Origin of the sequence: Nitrobacter sp. 62-13 (assembly GCF_001896955.1) — a bacterium.
GTDB lineage: Bacteria > Pseudomonadota > Alphaproteobacteria > Rhizobiales > Xanthobacteraceae > Nitrobacter.
Window position 1 is genome coordinate 1 of the sequence record NZ_MKRN01000200.1, and the last position, 24,162, is coordinate 24,162.

The window sequence follows — 24,162 nt, forward strand, 5'->3', positions numbered from 1 at the left end:
GGACTTCGCCGCCCGAGCGCGGGCGCGCAAACTCAAGCCTGAGGAATATCAGGGCGGCACCACGGCCGTGTCGAACCTCGGCATGTACGGCATCAAGGATTTCACTGCGGTGATCAATCCGCCGCATGCCACGATCCTTGCGGTCGGCGCGAGCGAGGAGCGCGCGGTCGTGCGGGGCGGGAAGATCGAGGCCGCGCACATCATGAGCGTGACGTTGAGTTGCGATCATCGCGCGGTCGACGGCGCGCTCGGCGCGGAGCTGATCGGCGCGTTCAGGACGCTGATCGAGAACCCCGTGATGATGATGGTGTAGTTTGTATAAAGTTCAAGAATTCAGAGACTACATGCTGAACACAGCAGGTTTGGCTGCCTCGACCTATAATACCTATAATTCCTTTTTGGGGCGTATCGATCAGGCTATCGGCGGCCTGGATGAGGCGCTTGCTAGAGACGGAACAGATAAGGTGCTGGAGTGGAGTCGGACGACGAGCACACCGCCATTCGATGTGTTCCCGAGCCATGCTCGATCTGTTCTGAACAAATACATTCAGTTCCACATCGATGCGCAATCTCCTGATACTCAAGAGGTTCAGGAGGAGATGGCAACGGACGCTCAGCAGGCCAGCGGCTTAGCGTTTCGGCTTGAAAAGGAGATGCAGGCTGCGGTCCGGAAGCAACTAAGTAATCTTGAAGCTGGTTTGGTTGAAGACGACGAGGGAAGGGAGCTCGCTGTTTCAACTGGCTACATTGATATCGTGGCCCGAGACAAATTGGGCAAGCTGGTCGTAATAGAATTGAAGGCGGGCATGTGTCCAACCGGAGCTTTGGAGCAAGCTCTCGGCTATGCGCAGGCATTATCGGAAGAGCGCAACGAAGACGTCAGGGTAATGTTGATCGCCTCCGACTTCTCAGATCGATTGAGAGCTGCTGCTAAGCGTGCAAATGGACTCCAATTGTTGAAATATGAATTTTCACTGCAGTTCAATGAACTAAAGTAGTGCTCATGCCTGACACCTCCTTCGACGTCATCATCATCGGCTCCGGTCCGGGCGGCTACGTCACCGCGATCCGCGCGGCGCAACTCGGCTTCAAGACGGCGATCGTCGAAAAACAGCATCTCGGCGGCATCTGCCTGAACTGGGGCTGCATTCCGACCAAGGCGCTGCTGCGCTCGGCGGAAATCTATCACTACATGCAGCACGCCAAGGATTACGGCCTGTCGGCGGAGAAGGTGAGCTTCGATCCGAAAGCCGTGGTGCAGCGATCGCGCGGGGTTTCGAAACGCCTCAACGAGGGCGTCGGCTTCCTGATGAAGAAGAACAAGGTCACGGTGATCTGGGGCGAGGCGTCGATCGACGCGCCCGGAAAGATCATGGTGAAGGCGGCCGGCGCCGATGCGCCGAAAGGCGTGCTGGGAGCAGGCAGCTATCAGGCCAAGCACATTATCGTCGCGACCGGTGCGCGGCCGCGCGCGCTGCCGGGGCTGGAGGGTGACAAGAAGCTGGTGTGGACCTACTTCGAGGCAATGGTCGCGCCGAAGATTCCGAAGTCGCTGCTGGTCGTCGGCTCCGGCGCGATCGGCATCGAGTTCGCCTCGTTCTTCCGCACCATGGGCGCGGAGGTCACCGTCGTCGAGGTGCTGCCGCAGATCCTGCCGGTCGAAGATGCCGAGATCGCCGGCCTTGCCCGCAAGCAGTTCGAGAAGCAGGGCATCAAGATCATGACCTCCACCAAGGTCACGAAGCTGGACAAGAAGGCCGACAGCGTCGTCGCCACCATCGACGATGGCAAGGGCAAGCCGGTCACCGCCGAGTTCGAACGGGTGATTTCGGCGGTCGGCGTGGTCGGCAATATCGAGAACCTTGGCCTCGAGAAGCTCGGCGTGAAGACCGAGCGCGGCTGCATCGTGATCGACGGTTACGGCAGGACCAGCGTGCCGGGCATCTACGCGATCGGGGATGTCGCGGGACCGCCGATGCTGGCGCACAAGGCCGAGCACGAGGGGGTCATCTGCATCGAGGCGATCAAGGGGCTGAAGCCGCACCCGATGGACAAGCTGCTGATCCCGGGCTGCACCTATTGTCACCCGCAGATCGCATCCGTAGGCCTGACCGAAGCCAAGGCGAAGGAGGCGGGCAGGGACATCCGCGTCGGCCGCTTCCCGTTCGCCGGCAACGGCAAGGCGATTGCGCTTGGCGAGGATCAGGGGCTCGTCAAGGTGATCTTCGACAAGACGACGGGCCAGCTTCTGGGCGCGCACATGATCGGCGCGGAAGTCACCGAGTTGATCCAGGGCTATGTGGTGGCGATGAACCTCGAAACCACCGAGGAAGAACTGATGCACACCATCTTCCCGCATCCGACGCTGTCGGAAATGATGAAGGAAGCGGTGCTCGACGCCTACGGACGCGTGCTCAATATGTAAGAGGCTATAGCGTTTCGAGCGAAGGGGATGCCGGTTCGCGTGAAGAAAACGCGTCAAAACAAAATCACAGAGCCTCGCTTGATTTCCATCAGAAGCGGAAAGGCTTTCAGATCTTCTGCCCGCCTTTGCCGCTGCCGACGGTGATGCTGATGCGCTGGATTTCGGCGCGGCCCGCCGGATACTTGACCTCGATGGTGGCGCTGTCGACGCCGGCGAAATCGGGTTTCGATTTGTAGAAGGCGACGAAGCCGGGCACCTCGAGCGCGAGGCACTGTTTGTAGTTGGTGGCCGTCACCTTGCCGCGCTTGATTGTCAGCGTTCCATTGGCGGGCGGAGCGAGCAGGCGTATGGCGGGCAGGGTGCCGCTCGTGCAATCGGGTTTGACGTTGAGGTAAAGTCCGACCTGGATATTGGTCGCCGCGGCGCCTTTGGCCGACCGTTCGACGGTTGCGCCCTGGGCCCATGCCGAAGACATCAGCGCGGCGGCGAGCGTGAAATTCGCGCCGAATGTCGCCAGCGACATCAAGCCGCCTGGGGCGGCGCGGGATTTCGGTATCACGGGACGCACCATGCAAGCCGGGTTTATCGTGGCGGACCGCCGCTGCCAACAAACCAACAGACTATAGTGCTTTCGAGCGAAGTGGCTACCGGCTTCGCGTGTAGAAACCGCGTCCAGCAAAAGCCGAAGTCCGCTTGTGATCCCTCAGAAGCCGCAAGGCTCCGGCATGTAAGCGTTCGCCGTGCGGTCGCAATCGCATCGGGCGCCGCGCGTGTCGCCCGGCCATGATGTTCAGAGCAGAAACGGCAGCCCGGCGCCGGCGTCGCCCGAGACGGTCGGCGTTTCCGGTCGATCGAAATCGCTCATCCGGAATGCCGCGAGCGGCGTGGACGAATTGCCGGTTCTCGGTGGAGCAGCGCCATCCGCTGGCAGCATGGTATTCGCGCTGCGATCATGCTGGGTCAAATAGGGCGAGGCAAACAGGCTGATGCCGTTCTCGTTGAGCGCGTACATCGGCGTCAGGTAGCCGGCCTCGCTGTCGGTCGCGAGCGCCGGACGGCGATTGTCGAGGATGACCCAGCTATTGCGATCCCTCACCGCGAGCACGGCATGATCCTCGCGGGCCGAACGGTCGCGCACGAGCAAAATGCGAAGGTCCTGTTCGGCGGTGCCGGTCTCCCGGAGCAGCGCATATTTGGCGATCGCATAGTCCTCGCAGTCGCCGCGGCCGCTGCGAAGCGACGCGAGAGGAGCCGACCAGACGTCGGGCACGCCGTGTTGCGCCAGGTCGCTGGTGTAGAGGATCGCGCGGTTGACGAGGCGGTTCACCGCTTCCAGACGGCCCCGGCCGTCATGCGCTTTCGCTTCGGCGATCAACGCAACGAAGCGGCTGGCAGCCGGTGTGCAGGCCGTCGGATCGTTCCGGCAGGCTGCGACGACGCGCATCTCGGTATCGAACTCGGCTTTCAAGACGCGCCATTTGCGCCACAGCACGCCTTCCGGAGCCTTGAACGTCAACAGGCCGAACGGTTCGGATGACACCGTGGTCGCCGACCCCGCGCCAGCGACAGGAGTCGGAGCATCCGAGGTGACGGTCTCGCTGGCGGTCGAAGCGACGCGAACGGACTGGTCGGGCGGAGCCTTGCCGTCGAGTCGGGCCAGAACGCCGTTGATCGAGAAGAAGCGTGCGCCGTTGGTTCGCGACGTCGGCGCAGGCTTGGGCGGCTCCAGCATCGATGGCGTAATCAGGTCATCGAAGATGTGGGTCTTGAGCCTGTCTTTCCTGGCCGCATAGCTTTCATGCGTCGTGCCGGCCAGTATCGTGAGGCTGAAAAATGCGCCCGCAACGACAATGCGGCTCTTGAATCCGAACAACATACGACGCCCCAGTTTCCCGGGATCGTCGGTCGGCTGTGAAGCCGATCCTCGTCCCGTGTTTGGGACGATCAGTAGTTGCGCGCAGCTAGAACGGCGTTAAAGCGGTGTCGTCTGCCTTATATATCCGGCAACGAGGCCAACAAGAGGATGCCGAAGCACGTAAGATTTAATCGAAGAATTGCGTAAGATTTGAATCAAAGTGAAAGAGACAAGCCGCGGCGTTGAAAAGCAGCCTCGCGATCTCTCAACGCTCGCGCAGCGCTTCGTCGCGAAGCAGCCGGGCGGGCCGGACCAGATAATCGAGAACCGATTTGTGTCCCGTCATCACCTCGACCGTCGCAACCATTCCCGGAATGATCGGCAGCGGAGTCTTGCTGGTGCCGAGATGGTTTTTGTCGGTGCGGACGATGACCCGATAGAAGGTTTCCTTCTCGCCGTTGCGGCTGGGCTTGTCGTCGGTGATCGCATCGGCGCTGACGCGTTCCACTTTTCCGTTCAGCGAACCGTAGACCGACGAGTCGTAGGCCGAGATCTTCACGATCGCATCCTGGCCGGCTCTGATGAAGGCGATGTCCTGCGGCCGAATCTGACCCTCGACCAGCAGATTGTCGTCCAGCGGAACGATGTCCATCAGATTGCCGCCGGGCTGAATCACCGCCCCGATGGTCGTCACGTTGATCTTGTTGACGATGCCGTGCACCGGAGATTTCATCTCGGCGCGGAAGACGCGGTCCTTCGCCGACTTGATGTTTTCCTCGAGCACCGCGAGATCGCCGCGGGATTTTGCAAGGTCTTCGTCAGCCTGCGCCCGCAACGTGGCTTTCGCGTTCTGCAATCGCGATTCAGCTTCCTGGATGCCGGCCTCCGCCTTGGCCATTGACGCCTTTGCGACGTCCAGTTGCCCCTGCATGTCGGTGGCCTGCCGCTGGATGCGCAGCAGTTCGATCTCGGGAACGACTTTCTGGTTATAAAGCTTCTGCGTGAGGTCGAGCTCGCGTTGCAAAAGCTTCAGGGTGTTGGTGAGTTTGACCGATGTCGCTTTATACTCTTCGAGCTCGCTGCGGCGCTGCGTTGACTGCTGGACGATCACATCGATGTCCTGCGCGAGCTTGCGGGCGCGGGCCTGGAACAGGCTTTGCTCCGCGGCCACCGCGGCAGGCGCCGCCTTCTCGAGCTCCGGCGGAAATTCCAGCGTGCTCTTGCCGGCCGACTCCGCTTCCAGCCGAGCCACGCGCGCGGCGGTGGCATATCGCCGTTCGCGAATCTCGCCGAGCTCGGAAGCGAATTTGATGTCCTCGATCCGCATCACGGTCTGGCCCTTGGAGACGATATCGCCTTCCTTCACCAGAATGGCGCCGACGATGCCGCCTTCGAGCGACTGCAACACCTGCATCTGTTGAGTGGGGATCACGCGGCCGTTGCCGCGCTTCACTTCATCCAGTATCGCAAAATTGGCCCATATCAACGCGACCACGATCAGGGCCAGCGTCGAGAGCAGGATCATGCTCGATGTTCGCGGCGTGCGGAGTTCGACCGCTGCGCGCACATCATTGGCGAATGCAAAATCAGACTGCCGCATTGGACTTCATCGCCGGAGGTTCGAACTTGGCCGGTACGGTCTTGCGCTTGGCGTTCGCCTGCGCGGTTGCTTGAAGGGTCGCAAGGATCGCCTCGCGCGGACCGTCCGCGACCAGCTTGCCGCGGTCGAACACCAGGATGCGGTTGACCAGCGAGAGCAGGGACGGGCGGTGCGTCGAGACGATGATCGTCATGTCGGTTTTCGCGAGCGTTTTCAGCCGCTCGAGGAATTCCGCTTCGCTGCGCACGTCGAAGTGCGCCGTCGGCTCGTCCATGAAGATGATCTTGGGATTGCGGATCATGGCGCGCGCCAGGCCGATCGCCTGCTTCTGCCCGCCGGACAGGCTGCGTCCACCCTCCGAGATCGGCATGTCGTAGCCGAGCGGATGTCCGGCAATGAACTGCTCGACACCGGCGAGCCTCGCGGCGCTCACGACTTCCTCGTCCGTCGCCGATGGTTTGCCGAGCGTGATGTTGTCGCGGAGCTTGCCGAAAAACAGGTCGGTATCCTGCATGACGAAACCGATCCCGGTGCGCAGGTCCGCCGGATCGTATTGCCGCGAGTCGATGCCGTCGATCGAAACGCTTCCTTCCCGCGGCTCGTAGAAGCCGGCGAGCAGGCGGCCGACGGTGGTCTTGCCCGATCCCACGCGGCCGATGATCGCGACCCGCTCGCCGGGCGCGATCTTGAAAGAGACCTTCTCCAGGGCGCTCTCGTTGCTGTTTGGATAGGAGAAGCTGACATTGTCGAAAACGACAGCGCCCTGCTGGATCTTTCGCTCGACGAATGTGCGTCCGGACGGCCGCTCGCGCTCGAGCTGCATGAGCTTGTCGATCGCCTTGAGCGAGATGACGGTCTGCGTGGCGCGCGTGATCAGGGAGGCGAGGCTGGATATCGGCGCCAGCACGCGGCCCGACAGCATGTTCGCGCCGATCAGCGCGCCCATCGAGATCTGGCCGTCGAGGACCAGAAAAACGCCAACGACGATCAGGAGCATGCTGGTGATCTGTTGGGCGGAGCTTGAAACCGTCAGCGCAATGGACGACCAGAGATGGACTTCCTCTCCGGATCTCGCGGTCGCCGCAACCGAGCGTTCCCACGCGGTCTGCATTCGCGATTCCGCGCCGGTCGCGCGAACGGTCTCGATCCCCGACAGGGATTCGATCAGGACGCCGTGCCGGGCGGCCGATTCAGCCTGGAGCCGGTTGATCGCCCGGTCGAGCGGGCGCTGCAGGATGATGCCTGCGGTCAGGACGATCGGCAGCATCGCCAGGGGAATCCAGGCAAGCGGCCCGGCGATCAGAAAAAGGACGCCGATGAAGATGATAGCGAATACGAGATCGGTTGCGGCAACGATCGTTCCGGATGTGAAGAAATCCCTGACGGATTCGAAATCACGCATCTGATTGGCGAGAATGCCGACGGAGGTCGGCCGGTTCGCCATCTTGAGCGCGAGAACGTGCTCGAAGATATCGGATGCCAGAACGACATCGATTTTCTTGCCGGTGATGTCGATGATCCGGGCGCGGACAATTCGAATGATGAAATCGAAAATGATCGCCAGGCCGAGCCCGACCGCGAGCGCTATCAGCGAGGGAACCGCGCCATTCGGAATGACGCGGTCATAGACGTTCATCGTGAACAGCGGTGCGGCAAGGGCGAGCATGTTGACGAGAAACGCCGCCAGAGCGACATGCCAGTAGTTCGAACCGAACTTGCGAACCACGCTCCAGAACCAATGCGTTCGCGGAACATCGCCGGCGGCGATGGCTCGGGCGTCCGCCGCGCCGGCCGGCTTGACCAGGAAGGTGTAGCCGGAATAGTTCGCTGCCAGTTCGGAGATGTCGCAGACCGCGCGCACCTCCGGCTGTTTGGTTTCGACGACGGTTGCGGTTCCGTCCGGACGATCGATGCCGACCAGGATGAAGGGCGGCCTGTTCTTCATGATCAGGAGCGCCGGAAGCACCAGCGCCGGTATCTCGGCAATGGGACGCTGGACCGGCTCGATCTCGAGACCCGCGCGCAAACCCGCGCGTTCGACGAGCGTCGCGGTCAACTTTCCGTCGACAACAGGGAGCCCGGCAATCAAGGCCTGATGGCTGATCGCACGACCATGATGGGCGGCGAGATAGAGCAGGGCGTCGGCCAGGTAATCCCGCTGACTGTCCACACTCTCGGATTCGTCCACCTCGGACGGCTGGCGGCTGACTGACGCGCTGGGGTTCACGGATCGCTTTCCTGGGCCTGGCTCGATGCCGGCCCATCATAAGCGCGATCAGGTCCGGAAATCGGAAAACATCAAATCAATACTAATTTGTACCGGCGAACGAAATAATACTAACATCCATACACGGACGCAGCATCGCTGCGCCAGCGCGCGTAAGTGCGAAAGACCGTAAACCGCCTTGCCGTCCACTTAAACTTTATCGTCGGTCTGCCGATGCGCCCCGGCTCGCGATGGTCAATGAGGCAGCGCACGCCAGTTGGCCGCGGCCTCGACCAGTTCCGCTGTCGGATCGACCCCGTTCCAGCGATCGGTGAAGCCGGGCGCTTGATCCCGCGCGCCCCGCTTTCCGCCGTCATTCGTTGGCGCGAAATTCAGAGGGATGACCGGCTGCCCGATCTCGGCCTTGAGAGGGGCCGGTCCTGACTCCGGCGCGTGCAGCAGGACGGGCGGAAGTTTGGTCGGGAACAGGCCGAACGGCTTGATCGGCAGCGGCGCTGCATCGGCCGGTGGCGGCGCCTTGATATACTCGATCAGTTCTCCCATCGCGGCGAGGAGCTGATAGTCGGCGAATACTGCGACGCCTTGAGTGGAGATCAGCGACACGAGCCCGTTGAAAAGCTGGTTCTGGGCGTTCAGGAGATCGACCAGCGAACGCTGCCCCAGTTCATACTCCTTCTGGTAGGCGACGATGACCTTGCGATCCGAGGCGATCTGCCGGCTCAAGGCCGAGATGCGATCGGCGGTCAGCGTTCGTGCGGCCCATGCCTTGTCGATCGATTCCACGGCGTCGCGCTGCAGGCGGGCATGCCGCATCGTGCCTTCGATGTAGCGTTCCGCCATTTCCTTGCGCCGCCAGGTGTCCTGACCGCCACGGAAGATATCCCAGCTCACGACCACCTTGCCGCTGACGTCGTCACGGCGTCCGACATAGCTGTCCGAATCGATGCCCTGCGACGCACGCCCCTCGAGATAGACGTTCGGTACGAATGCGCCCGCGGTGCTGTCGAACGCATACTTTGCCGCGCGCGCGTCGGAGTCGGCGGCCTTGATGGTCGGGTTGAACTGCAACGCGCGGGCGAGGGAGTCGTCTTTCGATCTCGGCATCCCGCCGAGTCGTCCGGGCGTTCGCAGATTGACCGGCTCCAGGCCGACGGCCCGCCGATATTTCGCGCGAGCTTCATCCAGACTCTGACGGAAGCCGGCAAGGGTCGCTTCGGCGGCCTCGACGCGCTCGCGGGTCTGTTCGAGGTCTCCTTCGCCCGCGCGTCCGCCGTCAAAGCGGGCTTGAACGTTCGCGAAAAGATTTCGGTGAACCCTGAGGTTATCCTCGGCTATCGTTATGAGGCGCAAATAGCGCGTCACGTCGACATAGGCCTCGGCCGCGTCGAGAGCCAGCAACTCGGTTCGCTCGTGCACGCGCGCGGCGGCGGCGTTCACGCGCGCCGTCTGACGCCAGATCTCGTTGATCGAGGTGAAACCATCGAAAAGTAATTGCCGGACAACGACCGAGGCGGCGCGTCCGTTCATCCAGTTCCCGTTACCCAGCGGAGCCGGTACGACGTTCTGATTGAATCGCTCCGGACCCCAGCGCCCCTCGACGCGCACCTGCGGCAGCAGGGTGCTCTGTTGTTGCCGAAGCTCCGACTCGGTTGCGCGCCGGTTGGCGGCAGCTTCGCCCACGCCGGGGTTCGTCGCCACCGCCTGTTTCAACGCATCGTTGATCGAAAAACCGCTTTGGGAATGGGCAGAGACCGGCAGAGCCACCAAGCCGATCACGATTGGCGCAATAATCTGAAATCGCATTCGTAAATACTCAAAATCTGACGTGGCGTTGAGCGTTGTTTAGTAACAGAAGGAGTTCCCGCCCGTTCGGAATTTGCACAGCAATTAAGGCGCCGAAGCCTCATTTGAGGCACTTTCTAGGCACGTGTGGCTTAAAAACATCATTAATAAGGCGCTGCAAAGGTATCTCGATAGTCGATGACGCCCTGTGGGAGTGGAGGCTGGAGCGGGTCGAAATCGGTGGCGAGGGTTGGGCGATCTGCGCTGGATGCGGTTCGGATAGGCAGATGCGCGCCCGCAGGCTATGCAGGGCGCTTTTGGGGAATCGGTCATGGCGTCGGCGGAATTCGATATTGTTGTCTACGGTGCAAGCGGGTTCACCGGCCGGCTGGTCGCGGAATATCTGGCCGCCGAATATCGGGGCGGTGATTTGAAGTGGGCGATCGCGGGACGCAATCTCGACAAGCTGGCGTCGGTGCGCGACGCCATCGGCGCGCCGCACGACCTGCCGCTGATCGCAGCCGACGCCGGCGATCCCGCCTCGCTTGAGGCCATGGTCGGCCGCACGGCCTCGGTGCTGAGCACGGTCGGGCCTTATCAGCTCTACGGTTCGGGTCTGGTCGCCGCCTGCGCGGCCGGCGGGACCGATTATCTCGATCTCTGCGGCGAGCCGATCTGGATGCGGCAGATGATCGACGCCCACGAGGCGGAAGCGCGCAAGACCGGGGCGCGCATCGTGTTCTCCTGCGGCTACGACTCGTTGCCGTTCGAACTCGGCGTGTTCTTTCTTCAGCAAGCCGCCAAAAAACAGCTTGGCTCGAGCCTTGCGCGGGTCAAGGGCCGGGTGCGCAAGATGAAGGGAACGTTTTCCGGAGGCACGGCCGCGAGCATGAAGGCGATCTTCGCCGCGGCCGCCAACGATCCGAGCCTGTTACCCAAATTGCGCGACCCCTTCGTGCTGACGCCGGGATTCGAGGGACCGAAGCAGCCGCCGGGTAACAAGCCGCTGTTCGACGAGGACATCGGAATGTGGGTGGCGCCGTTCGTGATGGCGAACATCAACACCCGCAACGTCCACCGCTCCAACTTCCTGCTCGGCTTTCCCTACGGCCGGGACTTCGTCTACGACGAGATGATGGTCGCGGGGCCGAAGGAAACCGGCGAAGCGACTGCGAAAGCCATCATCGCCGCCAACAACAAGCTCGGCGCGCAGGGCGGTCCGAAGCCGGGCGAAGGACCGTCGAAGCAAGAGCGCGAGAGCGGACATTACGATCTTCTGTTCTTGGGCATCGCGCCCGACGGGCGGCAGATGAAGGCCGTGGTCACGGGCGACCGCGATCCGGGTTACGGATCGACCTCCAAAATGATCGCGGAATGCGCGATCTGCCTTCGACGCGACACGCCGCACGTGGCCGGCGGCTTCTGGACGCCGGGCGCCGCGATGAAGGATGCGCTGCTGAAGCGTCTCGTCGATCACGCCGGCATGACGTTCACGATCGAGCCGTGACCCTTTGCTCGGCTCGGGGGACCTGCCGCGCGTCGGCCATGTACCGGTGGGCTGCGGCGAACATGCCCCACATTATTCCGAGCATCAGCCAGTAATGCCGCCAGTGGTCGGTGTCGATGACGAAGCTCTCGCCGACGGTACCCAGAAACGCCGTGAAAATCGCGAGATAGGCTCGTTGCCACGGAACCCGGACGAAAATGTAGCGAAAGCCCAGGGCGACGGTGGTGAAGATCAGCACGGGATAGCAGATGCCCGAAATCCATCCCCCCGACATGAATGCGTTCAGATAGGAGTTGTGGGTGTCTTCGGGAAAGAACCGCGTGAACTGCAGCGGGCCGATGCCGAGCGGCAGGTCCAGCGCCATCTGGAAGCCGAGAATGTGCCGGCCGAAACGGCCGAAGCGGCCTTCGTCGTAACTCTGGTCGAAGCTCGCGCGCTCCTTGAACAGGCTGTCGATTGAATCGAACGACAGCAGGATCGCCAGCAGCAGCGCGATCGCGGCGGCCGCGATGACGGCTGTCGTGACCAGGCGCGAGCGCTGTCTGGTTGACGGGCTGGTCAGGAACATCAGCACCAGCATGAAGGCCGACGTCAGCACGAACTGTCCCCAGGCTGCGCGCGAAAAGGCCAGCAGCAGCGCCAGGCCGATGATTCCGAGCGCGATGGCGCTGCGCACGGCCTTTCCGAAGCGGTCCGTGACGATGCTTTGCAGGACGAACAGCGCCGGCAGGATCAGGAACGCGGAGAACACGTTCGGATCCTTGAAGGTGCCGCGCGCGCGCCCATAGAGCGTCAGCAGGTCGTGTTCGCCCGGCACCAGATGGAAATAGCCCGCGATGCCGGCCAGCGACGCGACGATCGCGCCGAAAATCAGGCCGCGCCGCAGCAGTTCGAGCCGTGCCGCCGTATCGTCCGAAAACACCAGCGCGAAGAAGATGACCGTCACGGCCATGTACCACGAGGTCATGATCCAGTTCACGATCGGCGTCTTGTCCATGAGGTACGCGGCGCAGACCGTATAGCCGAGGTTGATCAGAAACAGCAGAAGCATCAGCGGAACGAACGCCAGCCGCATCCGCAGGCCCGTGGCGACGAACACGATCATCGCGGCCAGCGTCGCGAATTCATACGGGCTGGGTTCGATGTAGACGATCGCGCCGCCTGCGCCGACCAGCCACAGCAGCGCGCGCTGGAGCGCGGCGACGCCCGGCGCCTGCGTCAATGGCCGAAGCGAACCGTCAACCGCTGCAGGATAGGCCATTGCACTCTCGCAAAATCAACGCACGAGGATGGGTCAATAAGCGTTCTCTGATTTCAGCAGCGCCAGCGGCGTCTTGAGCAGAATGTAGAGATCGAACAGAACCGACCAGTTCTCGATGTAATAGAGATCGAACTCGACGCGCTTCTGGATCTTTTCCTCGTTGTCGATCTCGCCGCGCCATCCGTTGATCTGCGCCCAGCCGGTAATGCCGGGCTTGACGCGGTGACGCGCGAAGTAACCGTCAACTGCCTCATCGAACAGCCGCGTCTGCAGTTTGCCTTGCACGGCATGGGGACGTGGTCCGACGAGGGACAGGTTGCCCTTGAAGACGACGTTGAAAAGCTGCGGCAGCTCGTCGAGGCTTGTCTTGCGGATGAAGCGTCCGACGCGGGTGACGCGGCTGTCGTTTTTGGTGACCACCTTCGCGGCCAGCGGATCGGCCTGATCGTGAAACAGCGAGCGGAATTTGAAGACGTCGATGCGCTCGTTGTTGAAGCCGAAGCGTTTCTGGCGAAACAGCACCGGGCCAGGACTGTCGAGCTTGACCGCGAGCGCGACCACCGCCATCACCGGCGAAACCAGCAGCAGGATCAAGGCCCCGACGACCCTGTCGAACAGCCATTTCAGCACCAGATCCCAGTCGGTGATCGGAGCCTCGAAGACATCGAGCATCGGGACTTCGCCGAGATAGGAATAGGCGCGGGGCCGGAAACGCAGTTCGTTGGTGTGCGCGGACAGGCGGATATCCACCGGCAGCACCCACAGCTTCTTGAGCATCTGCAGAATGCGGGTTTCGGCCGAGATCGGCAGCGCGAACAACACGAGATCGAGCCGGGTCCGCCGCGCGAATTCGAGCACGTCGTCGACCTTGCCGAGCTTCGGGCTTCCGGCGCAGGTATCGAGTGCACGCGAGTCGTTGCGGTCATCGAATACGCCGAGAATTTCGATGTCCGAGTCCGGCTGCGCTCTCAACGCCTTGATGAGATTTTCTCCGCTCTCGTCTGAACCGATGATCACGGTGCGGCGGTCGAGCCGGCCGTCACGCGCCCAGCGGCGGATGATCGCGCGCAGGATGAGTCGCCCCGCGATCAAGCCGGCCAGGCCGATGGAGAAGAACGAAGCGAGCCAGAGCCGCGAGACGGCGTCGCCAAGCTTGAGGAAGAAAGAGATGCCGATGAACAGCAGGAAAACGAAGGACCATGACGAGACCATCCGCGTCATCTGTCGCAACTGGCCACGAAAAACCTGCACTTCGTATATATCGGCGGCCTGGAAACAGACGACCGCGGCGGCGGCCATGGCAAGGATCGCCGCGATATAGCTCCAGTTGAAACCGTCGATGCGGGCGACGTATCCGAGATAGAGCGCGGCGCCGATCAGGCTCAACAGCACGAAGTCGGCGGCACGCACGACGCCGGCGATGACGATGGGCGAATAGGCCGGCTGCACCTTCTGATTGGTAACCGCAAGCGCCGCCGGCGACAGCCGCCGCCGGCGCTCCATCCGTATCGGAGAGCCGCTGCTCGCCGCTGGATCGCTGCTTGAGCGAGCGCTGATAGAATCCATATCCTCAAGTCCGCGTCTGCGCCGCACGACAGAATGTGACGCCGGGCTGAACGACTTAAGGACGAAATCGGGAAGATTTGGTTTCGCGGAAACCGAGGCATTTCGGAAACGGTTAACGTTTCGCAAACGCCTCGCGATAGCCCGCCATGACGCCTTCGACCATCGCCTTCTGCGAGAAATGCTGGAAGATGCGCTCGCGCAGCGATTTGGCGCGCGCCGCCGCGGCGGCGGGGTCATCCAGCGCGGCCGCGATGGCCTCCGCCATGGCGCCGACATGATCGGGCGCGAACAGCGCGTCGGCATGGGAATCGAAAATCTCGGGGATGCCGCCGACATTCGCAGCGACCATGGGAACGCCCGCGGCGGCAGCTTCGATCACCACATAAGGCATCGAGTCGCCGCGCGACGGCACGACCAGCAACCGGCCCTTCGAGAACCCGTATCGTGCCTTGACGTGTCCGATGAAGCGGACCGCATCGCCGAGATCGAGCCGCTCGATCTGGGCTTTCAACGCCGCGGTCTCCTCGCCGTCGCCGCCGAGGGTAAGCGTGACGGGCCTGCCGCCGGCCCGCAATCGCGCCACCGCGTCGATCAGCAGGTCCGCGCCCTTGATATGCCTGAACTCGCCGACATAGGCGACGTCGGTCGCATCGTCGGCCAACGTGACTGGATCGAATTCATCGGCGGTGACGCCGTTGAATACGCATTTCACCAGACCGGCCGGCGTGCCGACGATCCGCTGATAGGTGTCGCGCGCGAATGCGCTTTCGAACAGGAACAGGTCGGTGCGGTTCATCAGCATGCGTTCGAGACGGCTGTAGAACGCGCCTTTCATCGTCGTCAGCGGATAGTGCAGGGACCCGCCGTGCGGCGTATAGACCCGGAGGGTGCTCCGCGACCGTCCCTTGAGCCGCACGAAAGCGCCGGCCTTGGCGCCATGCCCGTGCAGGATATCCGGCTTCAAGTTTCGTATCAGCGCGGCGAACTGCATCCAGGCAAAGAGATCGGTGACGTGCGGTTCGCGCCGGATCGCGATGCGGTGAACGCCAAGCTTCATCCGCGGCGCAATCTCTGCGAACGCGGCATCCGCGCGCTCGCCGCCGGTGAGGCTGTCGGCGACGATGCCGACGACATGGCCGCGGCTGGCCTGTCCGTTGGCGACGTCGAGGATGTGGCGGATGATGCCGCCGACCGGGGCGCGGACGGCATGCAGGATGCGAAGCGGCTGATCGGGCGAGGGCGTCATGCCTCAGAACCAGCGTTCGTCGACCAGGACGGTGTCACCGGGACTGAGCAGGGTTGCGGTCGGCACGACCAGGCGGACGGTGCCGCGGGCATCGGTATGGGTGACGGTGACGCGGTCGCGCCTGGCGCGGGGCGAGAAGCCGCCGGCGATGGCGACGGCGCTTTCGACCGTCATGTTGGGCACGAACGGATACTGGCCGGGAGCCGCGACCTCGCCGAGAATGAAGAACGGCCGGTAGGCTTCGACCTCGGCGGCGACATAGGGCTCGCGGATGTAGCCGTTGCGCAGCCGCGCGGCGATGGCGGCGGACAGTTCGGCCGTGGTGCGGCCACGCGCGGTGACCGCGCCGATCAGCGGCATGGTGATGCTGCCGCCTGCATCGACCAGATAGGTGTTGGTGAGGCCCTCCTGGCCGTAGACCACGATGCGCAGGCGGTCGCCGGCATCGAGGCGGTAGGCGGGATCGTGCATGACGGGCGGCGGGCTCGCCGCGTAGACCACCGGCACGGCAGGGATGCGGGCCGCTCGGACCCGCTTGTCGCGGCGCGCGACCGGCGGCGGCGGGCCTGCCTGCGGTCCGCCATAGGCCAGCGCATCGAGGTCGTTGAGCGGGCGCACCATCGCGCCGGGCGCGGGGTGCCGCATGCACCCCGACAGCGCCAGCACGGTCAACAGGCACAGGATTACGGCGCGCACGCTTCGCATCAGGCATTTCCATGAAATATCAAATCCAGTTAAGGGCTTTTGTGGTTAATAAAACGTAATCGGCCCGCGGAGTCGCTTCGGCCGCGTCTGCACCGGCCGCGCCGAATTAACCCGATGGCAACCATAATCGGACTGTAATCGTTGCGCCCGCTCGCATGACTCGACTGAATATTCGCGTCCGGGACGCGCCGGCAGCGTGATGGTTTCGGACGCTCGAGGGTCCAGCGGGAGTAGGTGATGCGGTTTGCGTTAAGGCGTGTCGGCAAGGACAAGACGCTGGTTTCGAACGCGGCGTCCGCGCCAAAGCCTGCGTCGCAGGGTTCTGCCCCGCCGCAGCCGGGCGATCTCGACGTGCGCGTCATCTGGCAGGCGCTGCTGCGAAAGAAGCGCGCGATCATCATCCCGACGCTGCTCGCCTTCGTGCTCTCGCTCGTCGTCGTCAATCTGATTACGCCCAGATACAAGTCCGAAGCCCGCATCCTGATCGACGGCCGCGAGAACGTTTTTCTGCGTCCGAACGCCGAGCGCAACGACGAGCGCGGCGCGCTCGATCCGGAGGCCGTCGCCAGCCAGGTGCAACTGGTGCTGTCGCGCGATCTTGCCCGCGAGGTGATCGAGAAGAACAAGCTCGCGGAGAATCCGGAATTCGACCCGGTGTTGCATGGCGTGTCGCCGATCAGGTCGTTGCTGGCGCTGTTCGGAATCGGCCGCGATCCGCTGCGGATGACGCCGCAGGAGCGCGTGCTGGATGCGTACTACAGCCGGCTGACCGCCTACGCCGTCGACAAATCCCGCGTGATCGTCATTGAATTCCAGTCGCGCGATCCGGAGCTTGCGGCTCGCGTCGCGAATTCGATTGCCGACGGCTATCTTGCCCTGCAACTGAACGCGCGCCAGGGACAGGCGAGGGCCGCCGGTCAGTGGCTGTCCGGAGAAATCGACAACCTGCGCAAGAAGGTCGCGGATGCCGAATCGCGGGTCGAGGATTTCAGGTCGAAGTCGAGCCTCTTCATCGGCACCAACAACACCTCGCTGTCGAACCAGCAACTGGGTGAGATCAACACTCAGTTGAACAACGCGCGCGCGCTCAAGTCCGATGCGGAATCGAAAGCGCGGCTGATCCGCGACATGCTTCAGGGCGGCAAGCCGATCGAGGCTTCCGAGGTTCTCAATTCGGAATTGATCCGCCGCCTGTCCGAACAGCGCGTGACGCTGCGCGCGCAACTGGCGGAGCAATCCTCGACCCTGCTCGGTCAACATCCGCGGATCAAGGAACTGAAGGCCCAGCTTGCGGATCTCGATCGCCAGTTGCGCGACGAAGCCGGCAAGATCTCGCGGTCGCTCGAAAATGACGCCCGCATCGCCAGCGGACGGGTCGAGAGCCTCAGCAACAGTCTCGATCAAATGAAGAAGCTGGCAACGTCCTCCAACGGAGACGACGTGAAGCTGCGGGCGCTGGAGCGCGAGGCGAGGGCGGAGCGCGACCTGCTGGAATCCTATCTCGCAAAATATCGTGAAGCCACCACGCGCGAAAACATCGACGCCGCACCGTCCGATGGCCGCATCATCTCGCGCGCCATCGTCTCGAACACGCCGGCCTATCCCAAGAAGCTGCCCATCGTCCTGATCGCGACGCTGGCGACGCTGATGCTGACGGCCGGCACCGTCGCAACCGGCGAACTGCTGCGCATCACCGCGCCGCGGACGCCGGCTGCGTTCGAGCCCGTTCCGCAACAGGCCGCCGCAGCCACGCCGGAGCTGCACGAACTCCGCGTCGCGCCGGCCGTGGATCTGATCGCAATCGATCGCATCGCGGACGACCTGCGGGCTGCGGGCGAGGCGGCGCGCAAGATCACCATCATGGGCACCGGTGAAAACGAGCGCATCATGCTGAGCGCGCTGGCGCTCGCGCGGCTTCTGGCGGATGGTGCCAGGGTGGTCCTGGTCGATCTGTCGCCCGCATCGCCGATCCTGACCGCGGCCTCGGTCGATCCGGCGGCGCCGGGACTGGCCGAGCTGATGCTGGGCGAGGCCTCCTTCGGCGAGGTCATCAGCCGCGACGGACAATCGCCGGTCCATCTGGTGGTCGCCGGGCGGTCGGGCGCCGATCGCGCGCTGCTGCAATCGCCGCGCCTCACGATCGCGCTCGATGCTCTGCTGCGGGTTTACGATCACGTCCTGCTCGTCGCCGGCACCGCCACTGATCTGCCGGCGCGGCTTCTGACCGATCAGGCGCGCGCGATCGTCGTTCCCGACCCGTCGATGAGCACGGAGGCGCGTTCGCGGTTCAGCGGTCAGCTCACGGCCATAGGTTTCGCGTCGGTGACGATGCTCGATCCGTTGTCGCTGCCGCCGGAGATCCAGAACGGTCCGCGCGAGGCGGCCTGAATCCCTCCGCCGGGCGGTGACGTCTCGTCAGCGCTGCAGCGCGCCGCGCAGCGTCTGCGCCATCCGCTTCAATGCCGGCGTCTGCTTCACGAGGCGCTTGGCGCGAGCCATCGAGGACATGCCGAGGGCGGCCATCCGGCCGCGCGTGGTGAGCGGCAGATAGCTGTCGAAGATCGGTTCGTCATCCTTGCAGAACAGACGCTTGTAGTCGTCCGATCCGATCCCGAGATCGAGCGAGGTGTAGCCGCGCTCGGCGTAGTGATCGACGATATCGCGCATCAGGATCAGGCCCGGACTGTAGTGGGCGCTTTCCGACATCGTGTAGGTGTTGAACATCATCGAGAAGCGCTGTCCGTCGGCGACGCCGGCGAAGATCGCGATCACTTCGGCGTCGCATTCGAGGGCGTGGATTTCGATGACGTGGCCGCCGTCCGGCAGCGGCGTCAGGCAGGCCCTGCGCAGGAAGTCCTCGACGCCGGGATCGGCGAACACGTTCGGCAGCTTCTGCGCGGCCATCCGCAGCGGCTTGATCGTGAAGAACGCATCGCACATCCGCGTGATCTCGGCGTCGGTCGTCGCCACGCGATAGCGGAAGCCGGGCAGCGCCTGGAGCTTGCGCTCCTTGCTTCTCAGCCGGCGGCGAAACGAGTTGCTGATGCGATCGGACGGCGCCGCGCCCGGCGCCATCGTCATCAGCGGGCAGCCGTTGGCGGAGGGCTGGTTCGGGAGCAGCGCCATCGGATTTTGCAGGTCGCGCCAGCGTTGCGGCTGCCGCGTAAGCGCCAGCACGTCGATCCTGGCGGGAACGTCGCGGATGCCGCGAAGCAGCGCATCGAGATCGGCCTGCGTGGCGGAGGCGGCGAAATCCCGTTGCCAGAGCGCCATGTTGAAGGTCGTGTGCTTGCCGCCCATGAAGCGTGCGACGCGGACGCCGTTCTCCGCGTTGGCCACCAGCGGCAACAGCAGCAGCGGCCGCCGCTCGGCATCGCTGGCGACGATCACGCAGGGTTGAAGCTCATTCCCGGTTCCGACGTGCCCCTGCCAGGCCGACAGGAAATCGAACCGCTGATAGGGCGTCGAGAACTGCGACTTCTCCAGACTGCGCCAGACCGGTTCGGCCTCATGCAAATCGTGAAAGACCTCGACATGCATGATATGTCCCGCGCTCGACCACGCGCGCGCATCCGCCGCCGTTGGGGCTCCGATCACAGCCGTCATGGTCATCGCTAAAGCCTGTTATCGCCGTTGTTTACTTTTTTGCTTTGCCGGACCTTCGCATGGGAAATGTCAACAAAGGGTAATGGCAATAGGTAAAGGGGGGAGGGCGGTCGCGCCCATGCCCGATGAATTTGGCGACGAGAGAGGCTTACGCGTCGGGTTTCGCCATCCAACTGACGATGGGCATCGCCGGCAAGACCCAGCCGAGCCCGGCAACCGGGTAGAAGATCGCCTGATAGAGCCCCGACGCCGCGAGCCACGGCGTCTGCGCAACCGTCATGCCGAGCAGGGACCAGACGACGACCAGCACGAGCAGGGCGATGGTGCCGAGGAATTTCCGGGTGCGGATCCGCATACCTTAAAAATGCAACTCGCGGGCTGGGACGAGGCTTGCGCCGAGGCTGCGGTGGACTATAAAGGGCCCGAAAAATGCATTCAACACACGGATTTTGATGACCCGTCCGATGGCACAAAAGGGGTTCCAGCTGCGCGCCGTGCGGTGGTGGCTGATAACAGTGGCGCTTCTGATCGCCGCCATGGTGCTGGTCGGCGGGGCGACCCGGCTGACCGAGTCCGGTCTTTCGATCGTCGAATGGAAGCCGGTGACGGGCACGCTGCCCCCGCTCACGCAAAATGAGTGGTCCCAGGCCTTCGAGGGCTACAAGAAAATCCCGCAGTACAGCGAAATGAACGCGGGCATGACGCTCGACCAGTTCAAGACCATCTTCTGGTGGGAATGGAGCCACCGCTTGCTGGGACGCTTCATCGGCGTGGCTTTCCTGCTGCCGTTCCTCTGGTTCATGTGGCGCGGCATGTTGCCGTCCGATCTGAAACGTCGGCTGTGGATCATTTTCGGCCTCGGCGGGCTTCAGGGCGCGGTCGGCTGGTGGATGGTCGCCTCCGGCCTCACCAATCGCGTGGAGGTATCGCAATATCGTCTCGCGACCCATCTGGTGCTGGCTCTGCTGATTTTCGCGGCGATCGTCTGGACCGTGCGGCGGTTGTCGGATCGACCGTCGTTGCAGCCGTCGCTGCGATTGCGGATGACCAGCGGCGTTCTGGTCGTGCTGGTGTTCGTGCAGCTTTATTTCGGGGCGCTGGTCGCCGGACTGCGCGCCGGCAAGGTCTTCAACACCTGGCCCGACATCGACGGATCGTTCATTCCGTCCTCCGCGCGGCTGTTTTTCGAACAGCCATGGTGGCGCAATCTGTTCGACAATACGCTCACGGTGCAGTTCGAGCATCGCATGATGGCCTATACGCTGTTTGCGATCGCCATCCTGCATCTCATTGACGCGGTGGTGTCGCGCGCCGGCGGCGCGGTCGTTCGCGGGGCGCTCTGGCTGGCGGCGGCGATGACGTTGCAGGCGACGCTCGGAATTCTGACCCTTCTGCACGAGGTTCCGATCCCGCTTGCGCTGGTGCATCAGGGAGTTGCGATCCTCGTCCTGACGCTCGCGGTCGTTCAGGCGGAACGGCTGATGGCCGGCAACACCGCGCTGGAGCGGCAACGGCTCCGCGTGGCGGCAGGTTAGGCTGGGGGTCTTAGGCTTAGGGGTCGGCCGGCCGGCGAGCCCACTCTTTGTATTCGCTGTCGCAAGAGATCGTCCTCTCCCCGACGAGAACAAGCACGCGCGGCATGATCCGGTATGACCTGAAGGCATGCCGGGCGTGACGCGATTTGATCGAATCGTCGCGGCCCGATTCACCTTGCCATAACCTGACCGTCCGAAAGCAGGGCATTCCGGCGCTGTACAGATTTGCGAACCTGCATCATGATGGCGAAAGCATAAGGCGGTTTCGATAAGCCGGAATGCCAACCATTCGGCTGACGGCAGGCCGTGATCGGGGCGAGGAATGGCGAGATCCGGCAACCTGTCCGTCCTGTTCATCACCACCTGGGCCTTCACCGTCTGTTTCGCGGTCTGGATGATGTTCGGCGTGGTCGGCATTCCGATCCGCGAACAGCTCGGACTCGATTCGACCGAGTTCGGTCTCCTTACGGCGACGCCAGTCCTCACCGGCGCGATCTTCCGCCTGCCGCTGGGCATCTGGACCGACCGCTTTGGCGGACGGATCATCATGCTGTTTCTGCTGGTCGCCTGCGCGGTCCCGCTCTGGCTTGCCGCCTATGCGACCGCGCTCTGGCAGTTTCTGCTGCTCGGACTGGCGCTTGGCCTCGTCGGCGCTTCGTTTTCGGTCGGCACGCCTTACGTCGCGCGCTTCTTTCCCAAGGAGAGCCGCGGTTTCGCGATGGGCTTCTTCGGCGCGGGAACGGTCGGCGCGGCGCTCAACATGTTCGTCGCGCCGTGGCTGATCGCGGCCTATGGCTGGCAGATGGTGCCCAAGGTCTATGCGGTGGCGCTGCTGGTCACGGCATTTTTGTTCTGGGTGTTGTCCAAGCCCGATCCCGGCGTCGGCGGTCAGGTGCCCTCGATGTGGCGGCAACTGTCCGTGCTGCGCAATCCGCGGGTCTGGAAATACTGCCAGTACTATTCGATCGTGTTCGGCGGCTTCACGGCGCTGTCGATCTGGATGCCGCAATATTTCAAGACCGAATACGGCTTCACCATCGCGCAGGCCTCGCTGCTGGCCGCCTGCTTCTCGCTGCCCGGCGGCGCCTTCCGCGCTTTCGGCGGCTGGCTGTCGGACCGCTTCGGCGCCCACAACGTAACGTGGTGGGTGCTGTGGGTCGCCTGGGTCTGCCTGTTCCTGCTGTCCTATCCCAAGACCGACCTGATCGTGCACACGATCCGCGATCCCTTGAGCTTCCGCATCGCTTTGCCGTCGTGGTTCTTCACGATGCTGCTGTTCGCGCTCGGCATCGCCTTTGCCTGCGGCATGGCGTCGACATTCAAATATATCGGCGACGATTTCCCCGACAGCATGGGAGCGGTATCCGGCATCGTCGGCATGGCGGGCGGCGTGGGCGGCTTTCTGCTGCCGATCATATTCGGAGCGATCCTGGATATGTTCGGCGTGAACTCAAGCTGCTTCATGCTGCTTTACGGCATCATCTGGGTGTCGCTGACCCTCAACTATCTGACCGAGGTGCGGCGGGCGCCGGTCATGGGTGAAGCGCGGTCGTCAGAGGCGGGGCCGGCGCATTAGTATCCATCGGCCGGATTTCGGGCCTGCCCCGAATGTCGTAAACGCATTCCGTTCACATCGGTCACGGCGTTACTCTCTCGTCAAAGACGTCCCACTCGTTGCTCTGCTTGCTTTGGAGCCGACCGAGCCCGATCAAGCCAAGCTTGAACAGCGTTGGCACAGGGAGGGGCGAACCAAAGACATAAACATTCTTCGAAAGGCACCAGTTCGGGTCCAACACTTGTTTGCCCGGCCGCGATGCACAAACATCAACCGAGACTAAATATTTTGCAGGCCTGCCATTGTGCTTAACTCCAAAGTTCGCGTTCTTTACAATTGTTGCGGCAAATACCCAGGGACAGGCCACTTGTTCGGATTCGAGTAGCGTCGGCTGAATTGAGAATACTTCATCGATCAATTTCATCACTTTAGAAGTATCGTACTCGGCTCCATTAAATCTTATCTTGTGCGGATCGATCGATAGGCAACTCACCTGCGTCATCGCAATTTTGGACTGATTTAATGCGGACGCTACAACCACCCGGCCTTCACTCCCGACCATCGCGAAGCGGATCAGCACACTCACCGCCAGGACAAATCCGAATCCAAATACGGCGATCTTGTTGTCTTTTATAAATTTGAGCACCCGCGCCACTAACAATCGCTCCCAAAGCAATCCCTGCCGCAGTTGACCGCGAACGCGTCAGTTGCCTCTTCTCTACTACGTCATCGCCTGATCGAGATCGGCCATCAGGTCTTCCTTGTCCTCGATGCCGATCGACAGGCGGACGATGTCGGGTCCGGCGCCGGCCCGGGTCTTGGCCGCGTCGTCGAGCTGGCTGTGCGTGGTCGATGCGGGGTGGATCACGAGCGAGCGGGTATCACCGATGTTGGCGAGGTGCGAAAACAACCGGAGCTTCGACACCAGATTGACGCCGGCGTCGTATCCGCCCTTCAGGCTGAACGTGAACACCGCGCCCGCGCCCTTCGGCGAATATTTGCGCGCGAGCGCGTTGTACTTGTCGCTCGGCAATCCGGCGTAGTTGACGGCGGCGACCGCGGGATGCGCGGCCAGCCATTCGGCGATCGCCTGAGCGTTCTCGCAATGCCTCTGCATCCGCAGCGGCAGCGTTTCGATGCCGGTCAGGATCATGAAGGCGTTGAACGGCGACAGCGCCGGGCCGAGGTCGCGCAGGCCCAGCACGCGGCAGGCGATCGCGAATGCGAAGTTGCCGAACGTCTCCTGCATCCGGATGCCGTGATATTCCGGTCGCGGCTCGCTCAGCATCGGA

The 24,162-nt window shown here is 63.0% G+C and carries 20 protein-coding genes; 7 read left to right on the forward strand and 13 right to left on the reverse strand.

Annotated elements, in window-relative coordinates:
• From BGN91_RS15655 to lpdA, 3 genes are all read left to right on the forward strand, one after another.
• A partial coding sequence (locus tag BGN91_RS15655; protein ID WP_292614712.1) for a 2-oxo acid dehydrogenase subunit E2 occupies positions 1-313 on the forward strand: 313 nt, incomplete at its 5' end.
• Between the two features lie 31 nt (positions 314-344).
• A complete protein-coding gene (locus BGN91_RS15660; protein ID WP_292614714.1) occupies positions 345-998 on the forward strand; it encodes an endonuclease NucS domain-containing protein in 654 nt (217 codons plus the stop codon).
• Positions 999-1,003: 5 nt separating this feature from the next.
• Positions 1,004-2,425 carry a dihydrolipoyl dehydrogenase gene (gene lpdA, locus BGN91_RS15665; RefSeq protein ID WP_292614716.1) on the forward strand — a complete coding sequence of 474 codons (1,422 nt, stop codon included), beginning with the start codon at positions 1,004-1,006 and terminating at the stop codon, positions 2,423-2,425.
• Between the two features lie 106 nt (positions 2,426-2,531).
• Here lpdA and BGN91_RS15670 read toward each other — a convergent pair whose 3' ends face one another.
• From BGN91_RS15670 to BGN91_RS15690, 5 genes are all read right to left on the reverse strand, one after another.
• Positions 2,532-2,900, reverse strand: coding sequence for a hypothetical protein (locus BGN91_RS15670; RefSeq protein ID WP_292614745.1), 369 nt, complete (start codon positions 2,898-2,900; stop codon positions 2,532-2,534).
• Between the two features lie 315 nt (positions 2,901-3,215).
• Complete coding sequence (locus BGN91_RS15675) at positions 3,216-4,301, reverse strand: transglutaminase-like cysteine peptidase (RefSeq protein ID WP_292614718.1); 1,086 nt, start codon at positions 4,299-4,301, stop codon at positions 3,216-3,218.
• A 244-nt stretch (positions 4,302-4,545) separates the two neighbouring features.
• Positions 4,546-5,880 carry an HlyD family type I secretion periplasmic adaptor subunit gene (locus BGN91_RS15680; RefSeq protein WP_292614719.1) on the reverse strand — a complete coding sequence of 445 codons (1,335 nt, stop codon included), beginning with the start codon at positions 5,878-5,880 and terminating at the stop codon, positions 4,546-4,548.
• Positions 5,867-8,068, reverse strand: a complete 2,202-nt coding sequence (locus BGN91_RS15685; protein WP_292614747.1) for a type I secretion system permease/ATPase — start codon at positions 8,066-8,068, stop codon at positions 5,867-5,869. The genes BGN91_RS15680 and BGN91_RS15685 overlap by 14 nt, the downstream gene beginning before the upstream one ends.
• A 273-nt stretch (positions 8,069-8,341) precedes the next feature.
• Entirely contained in the window at positions 8,342-9,910 is a 1,569-nt protein-coding gene (locus tag BGN91_RS15690) for a TolC family outer membrane protein (protein WP_292614720.1), read from the reverse strand.
• A gap of 310 nt (positions 9,911-10,220) precedes the next feature.
• Here BGN91_RS15690 and BGN91_RS15695 point away from each other — a divergent pair, with 310 nt between their 5' ends.
• On the forward strand, positions 10,221-11,396 hold the full coding sequence (locus tag BGN91_RS15695) for a saccharopine dehydrogenase NADP-binding domain-containing protein (protein WP_292614721.1): 1,176 nt from the start codon (positions 10,221-10,223) through the stop codon (positions 11,394-11,396).
• On the opposite strand, the gene BGN91_RS15700 is transcribed toward BGN91_RS15695, so the two are convergent.
• From BGN91_RS15700 to BGN91_RS15715, 4 genes are all read right to left on the reverse strand, one after another.
• Positions 11,380-12,657 carry an O-antigen ligase family protein gene (locus tag BGN91_RS15700; protein ID WP_292614722.1) on the reverse strand — a complete coding sequence of 426 codons (1,278 nt, stop codon included), beginning with the start codon at positions 12,655-12,657 and terminating at the stop codon, positions 11,380-11,382. The genes BGN91_RS15695 and BGN91_RS15700 overlap by 17 nt on opposite strands.
• A 33-nt stretch (positions 12,658-12,690) precedes the next feature.
• On the reverse strand, positions 12,691-14,223 hold the full coding sequence (locus BGN91_RS15705) for an undecaprenyl-phosphate glucose phosphotransferase (RefSeq protein ID WP_292614724.1): 1,533 nt from the start codon (positions 14,221-14,223) through the stop codon (positions 12,691-12,693).
• A 112-nt stretch (positions 14,224-14,335) separates the two neighbouring features.
• Complete coding sequence (locus BGN91_RS15710; RefSeq protein WP_292614726.1) at positions 14,336-15,469, reverse strand: glycosyltransferase; 1,134 nt, start codon at positions 15,467-15,469, stop codon at positions 14,336-14,338.
• A gap of 3 nt (positions 15,470-15,472) precedes the next feature.
• Positions 15,473-16,174, reverse strand: coding sequence for a polysaccharide biosynthesis/export family protein (locus tag BGN91_RS15715; RefSeq protein ID WP_292614727.1), 702 nt, complete (start codon positions 16,172-16,174; stop codon positions 15,473-15,475).
• Between the two features lie 237 nt (positions 16,175-16,411).
• Between BGN91_RS15715 and BGN91_RS15720 the strand changes: the two genes are divergently transcribed.
• Positions 16,412-18,562, forward strand: coding sequence for an exopolysaccharide transport family protein (locus BGN91_RS15720; RefSeq protein WP_292614730.1), 2,151 nt, complete (start codon positions 16,412-16,414; stop codon positions 18,560-18,562).
• A 27-nt stretch (positions 18,563-18,589) separates the two neighbouring features.
• On the opposite strand, the gene BGN91_RS15725 is transcribed toward BGN91_RS15720, so the two are convergent.
• On the reverse strand, positions 18,590-19,786 hold the full coding sequence (locus BGN91_RS15725; RefSeq protein WP_292614732.1) for a GNAT family N-acetyltransferase: 1,197 nt from the start codon (positions 19,784-19,786) through the stop codon (positions 18,590-18,592).
• Positions 19,787-19,928: 142 nt separating this feature from the next.
• Positions 19,929-20,135 carry a DUF2842 domain-containing protein gene (locus tag BGN91_RS15730; RefSeq protein ID WP_292614734.1) on the reverse strand — a complete coding sequence of 69 codons (207 nt, stop codon included), beginning with the start codon at positions 20,133-20,135 and terminating at the stop codon, positions 19,929-19,931.
• A gap of 97 nt (positions 20,136-20,232) precedes the next feature.
• On the opposite strand from BGN91_RS15730, the gene BGN91_RS15735 reads away from it, so the two are divergent.
• Together BGN91_RS15735 and BGN91_RS15740 are read left to right on the forward strand one after the other, a co-directional pair.
• Positions 20,233-21,315, forward strand: a complete 1,083-nt coding sequence (locus BGN91_RS15735; protein WP_292614736.1) for a COX15/CtaA family protein — start codon at positions 20,233-20,235, stop codon at positions 21,313-21,315.
• A 322-nt stretch (positions 21,316-21,637) separates the two neighbouring features.
• Positions 21,638-22,891 carry a nitrate/nitrite transporter gene (locus tag BGN91_RS15740; protein WP_292614738.1) on the forward strand — a complete coding sequence of 418 codons (1,254 nt, stop codon included), beginning with the start codon at positions 21,638-21,640 and terminating at the stop codon, positions 22,889-22,891.
• A gap of 61 nt (positions 22,892-22,952) precedes the next feature.
• Here the strand turns inward: BGN91_RS15740 and BGN91_RS15745 are convergent, their stop codons facing one another.
• Both BGN91_RS15745 and BGN91_RS15750 read right to left on the reverse strand, forming a co-directional pair.
• On the reverse strand, positions 22,953-23,525 hold the full coding sequence (locus tag BGN91_RS15745; protein WP_292614741.1) for a hypothetical protein: 573 nt from the start codon (positions 23,523-23,525) through the stop codon (positions 22,953-22,955).
• A 66-nt stretch (positions 23,526-23,591) separates the two neighbouring features.
• On the reverse strand, positions 23,592-24,162 hold a 571-nt coding region (locus BGN91_RS15750; protein WP_292614743.1), incomplete at its 5' end, for a PLP-dependent transferase.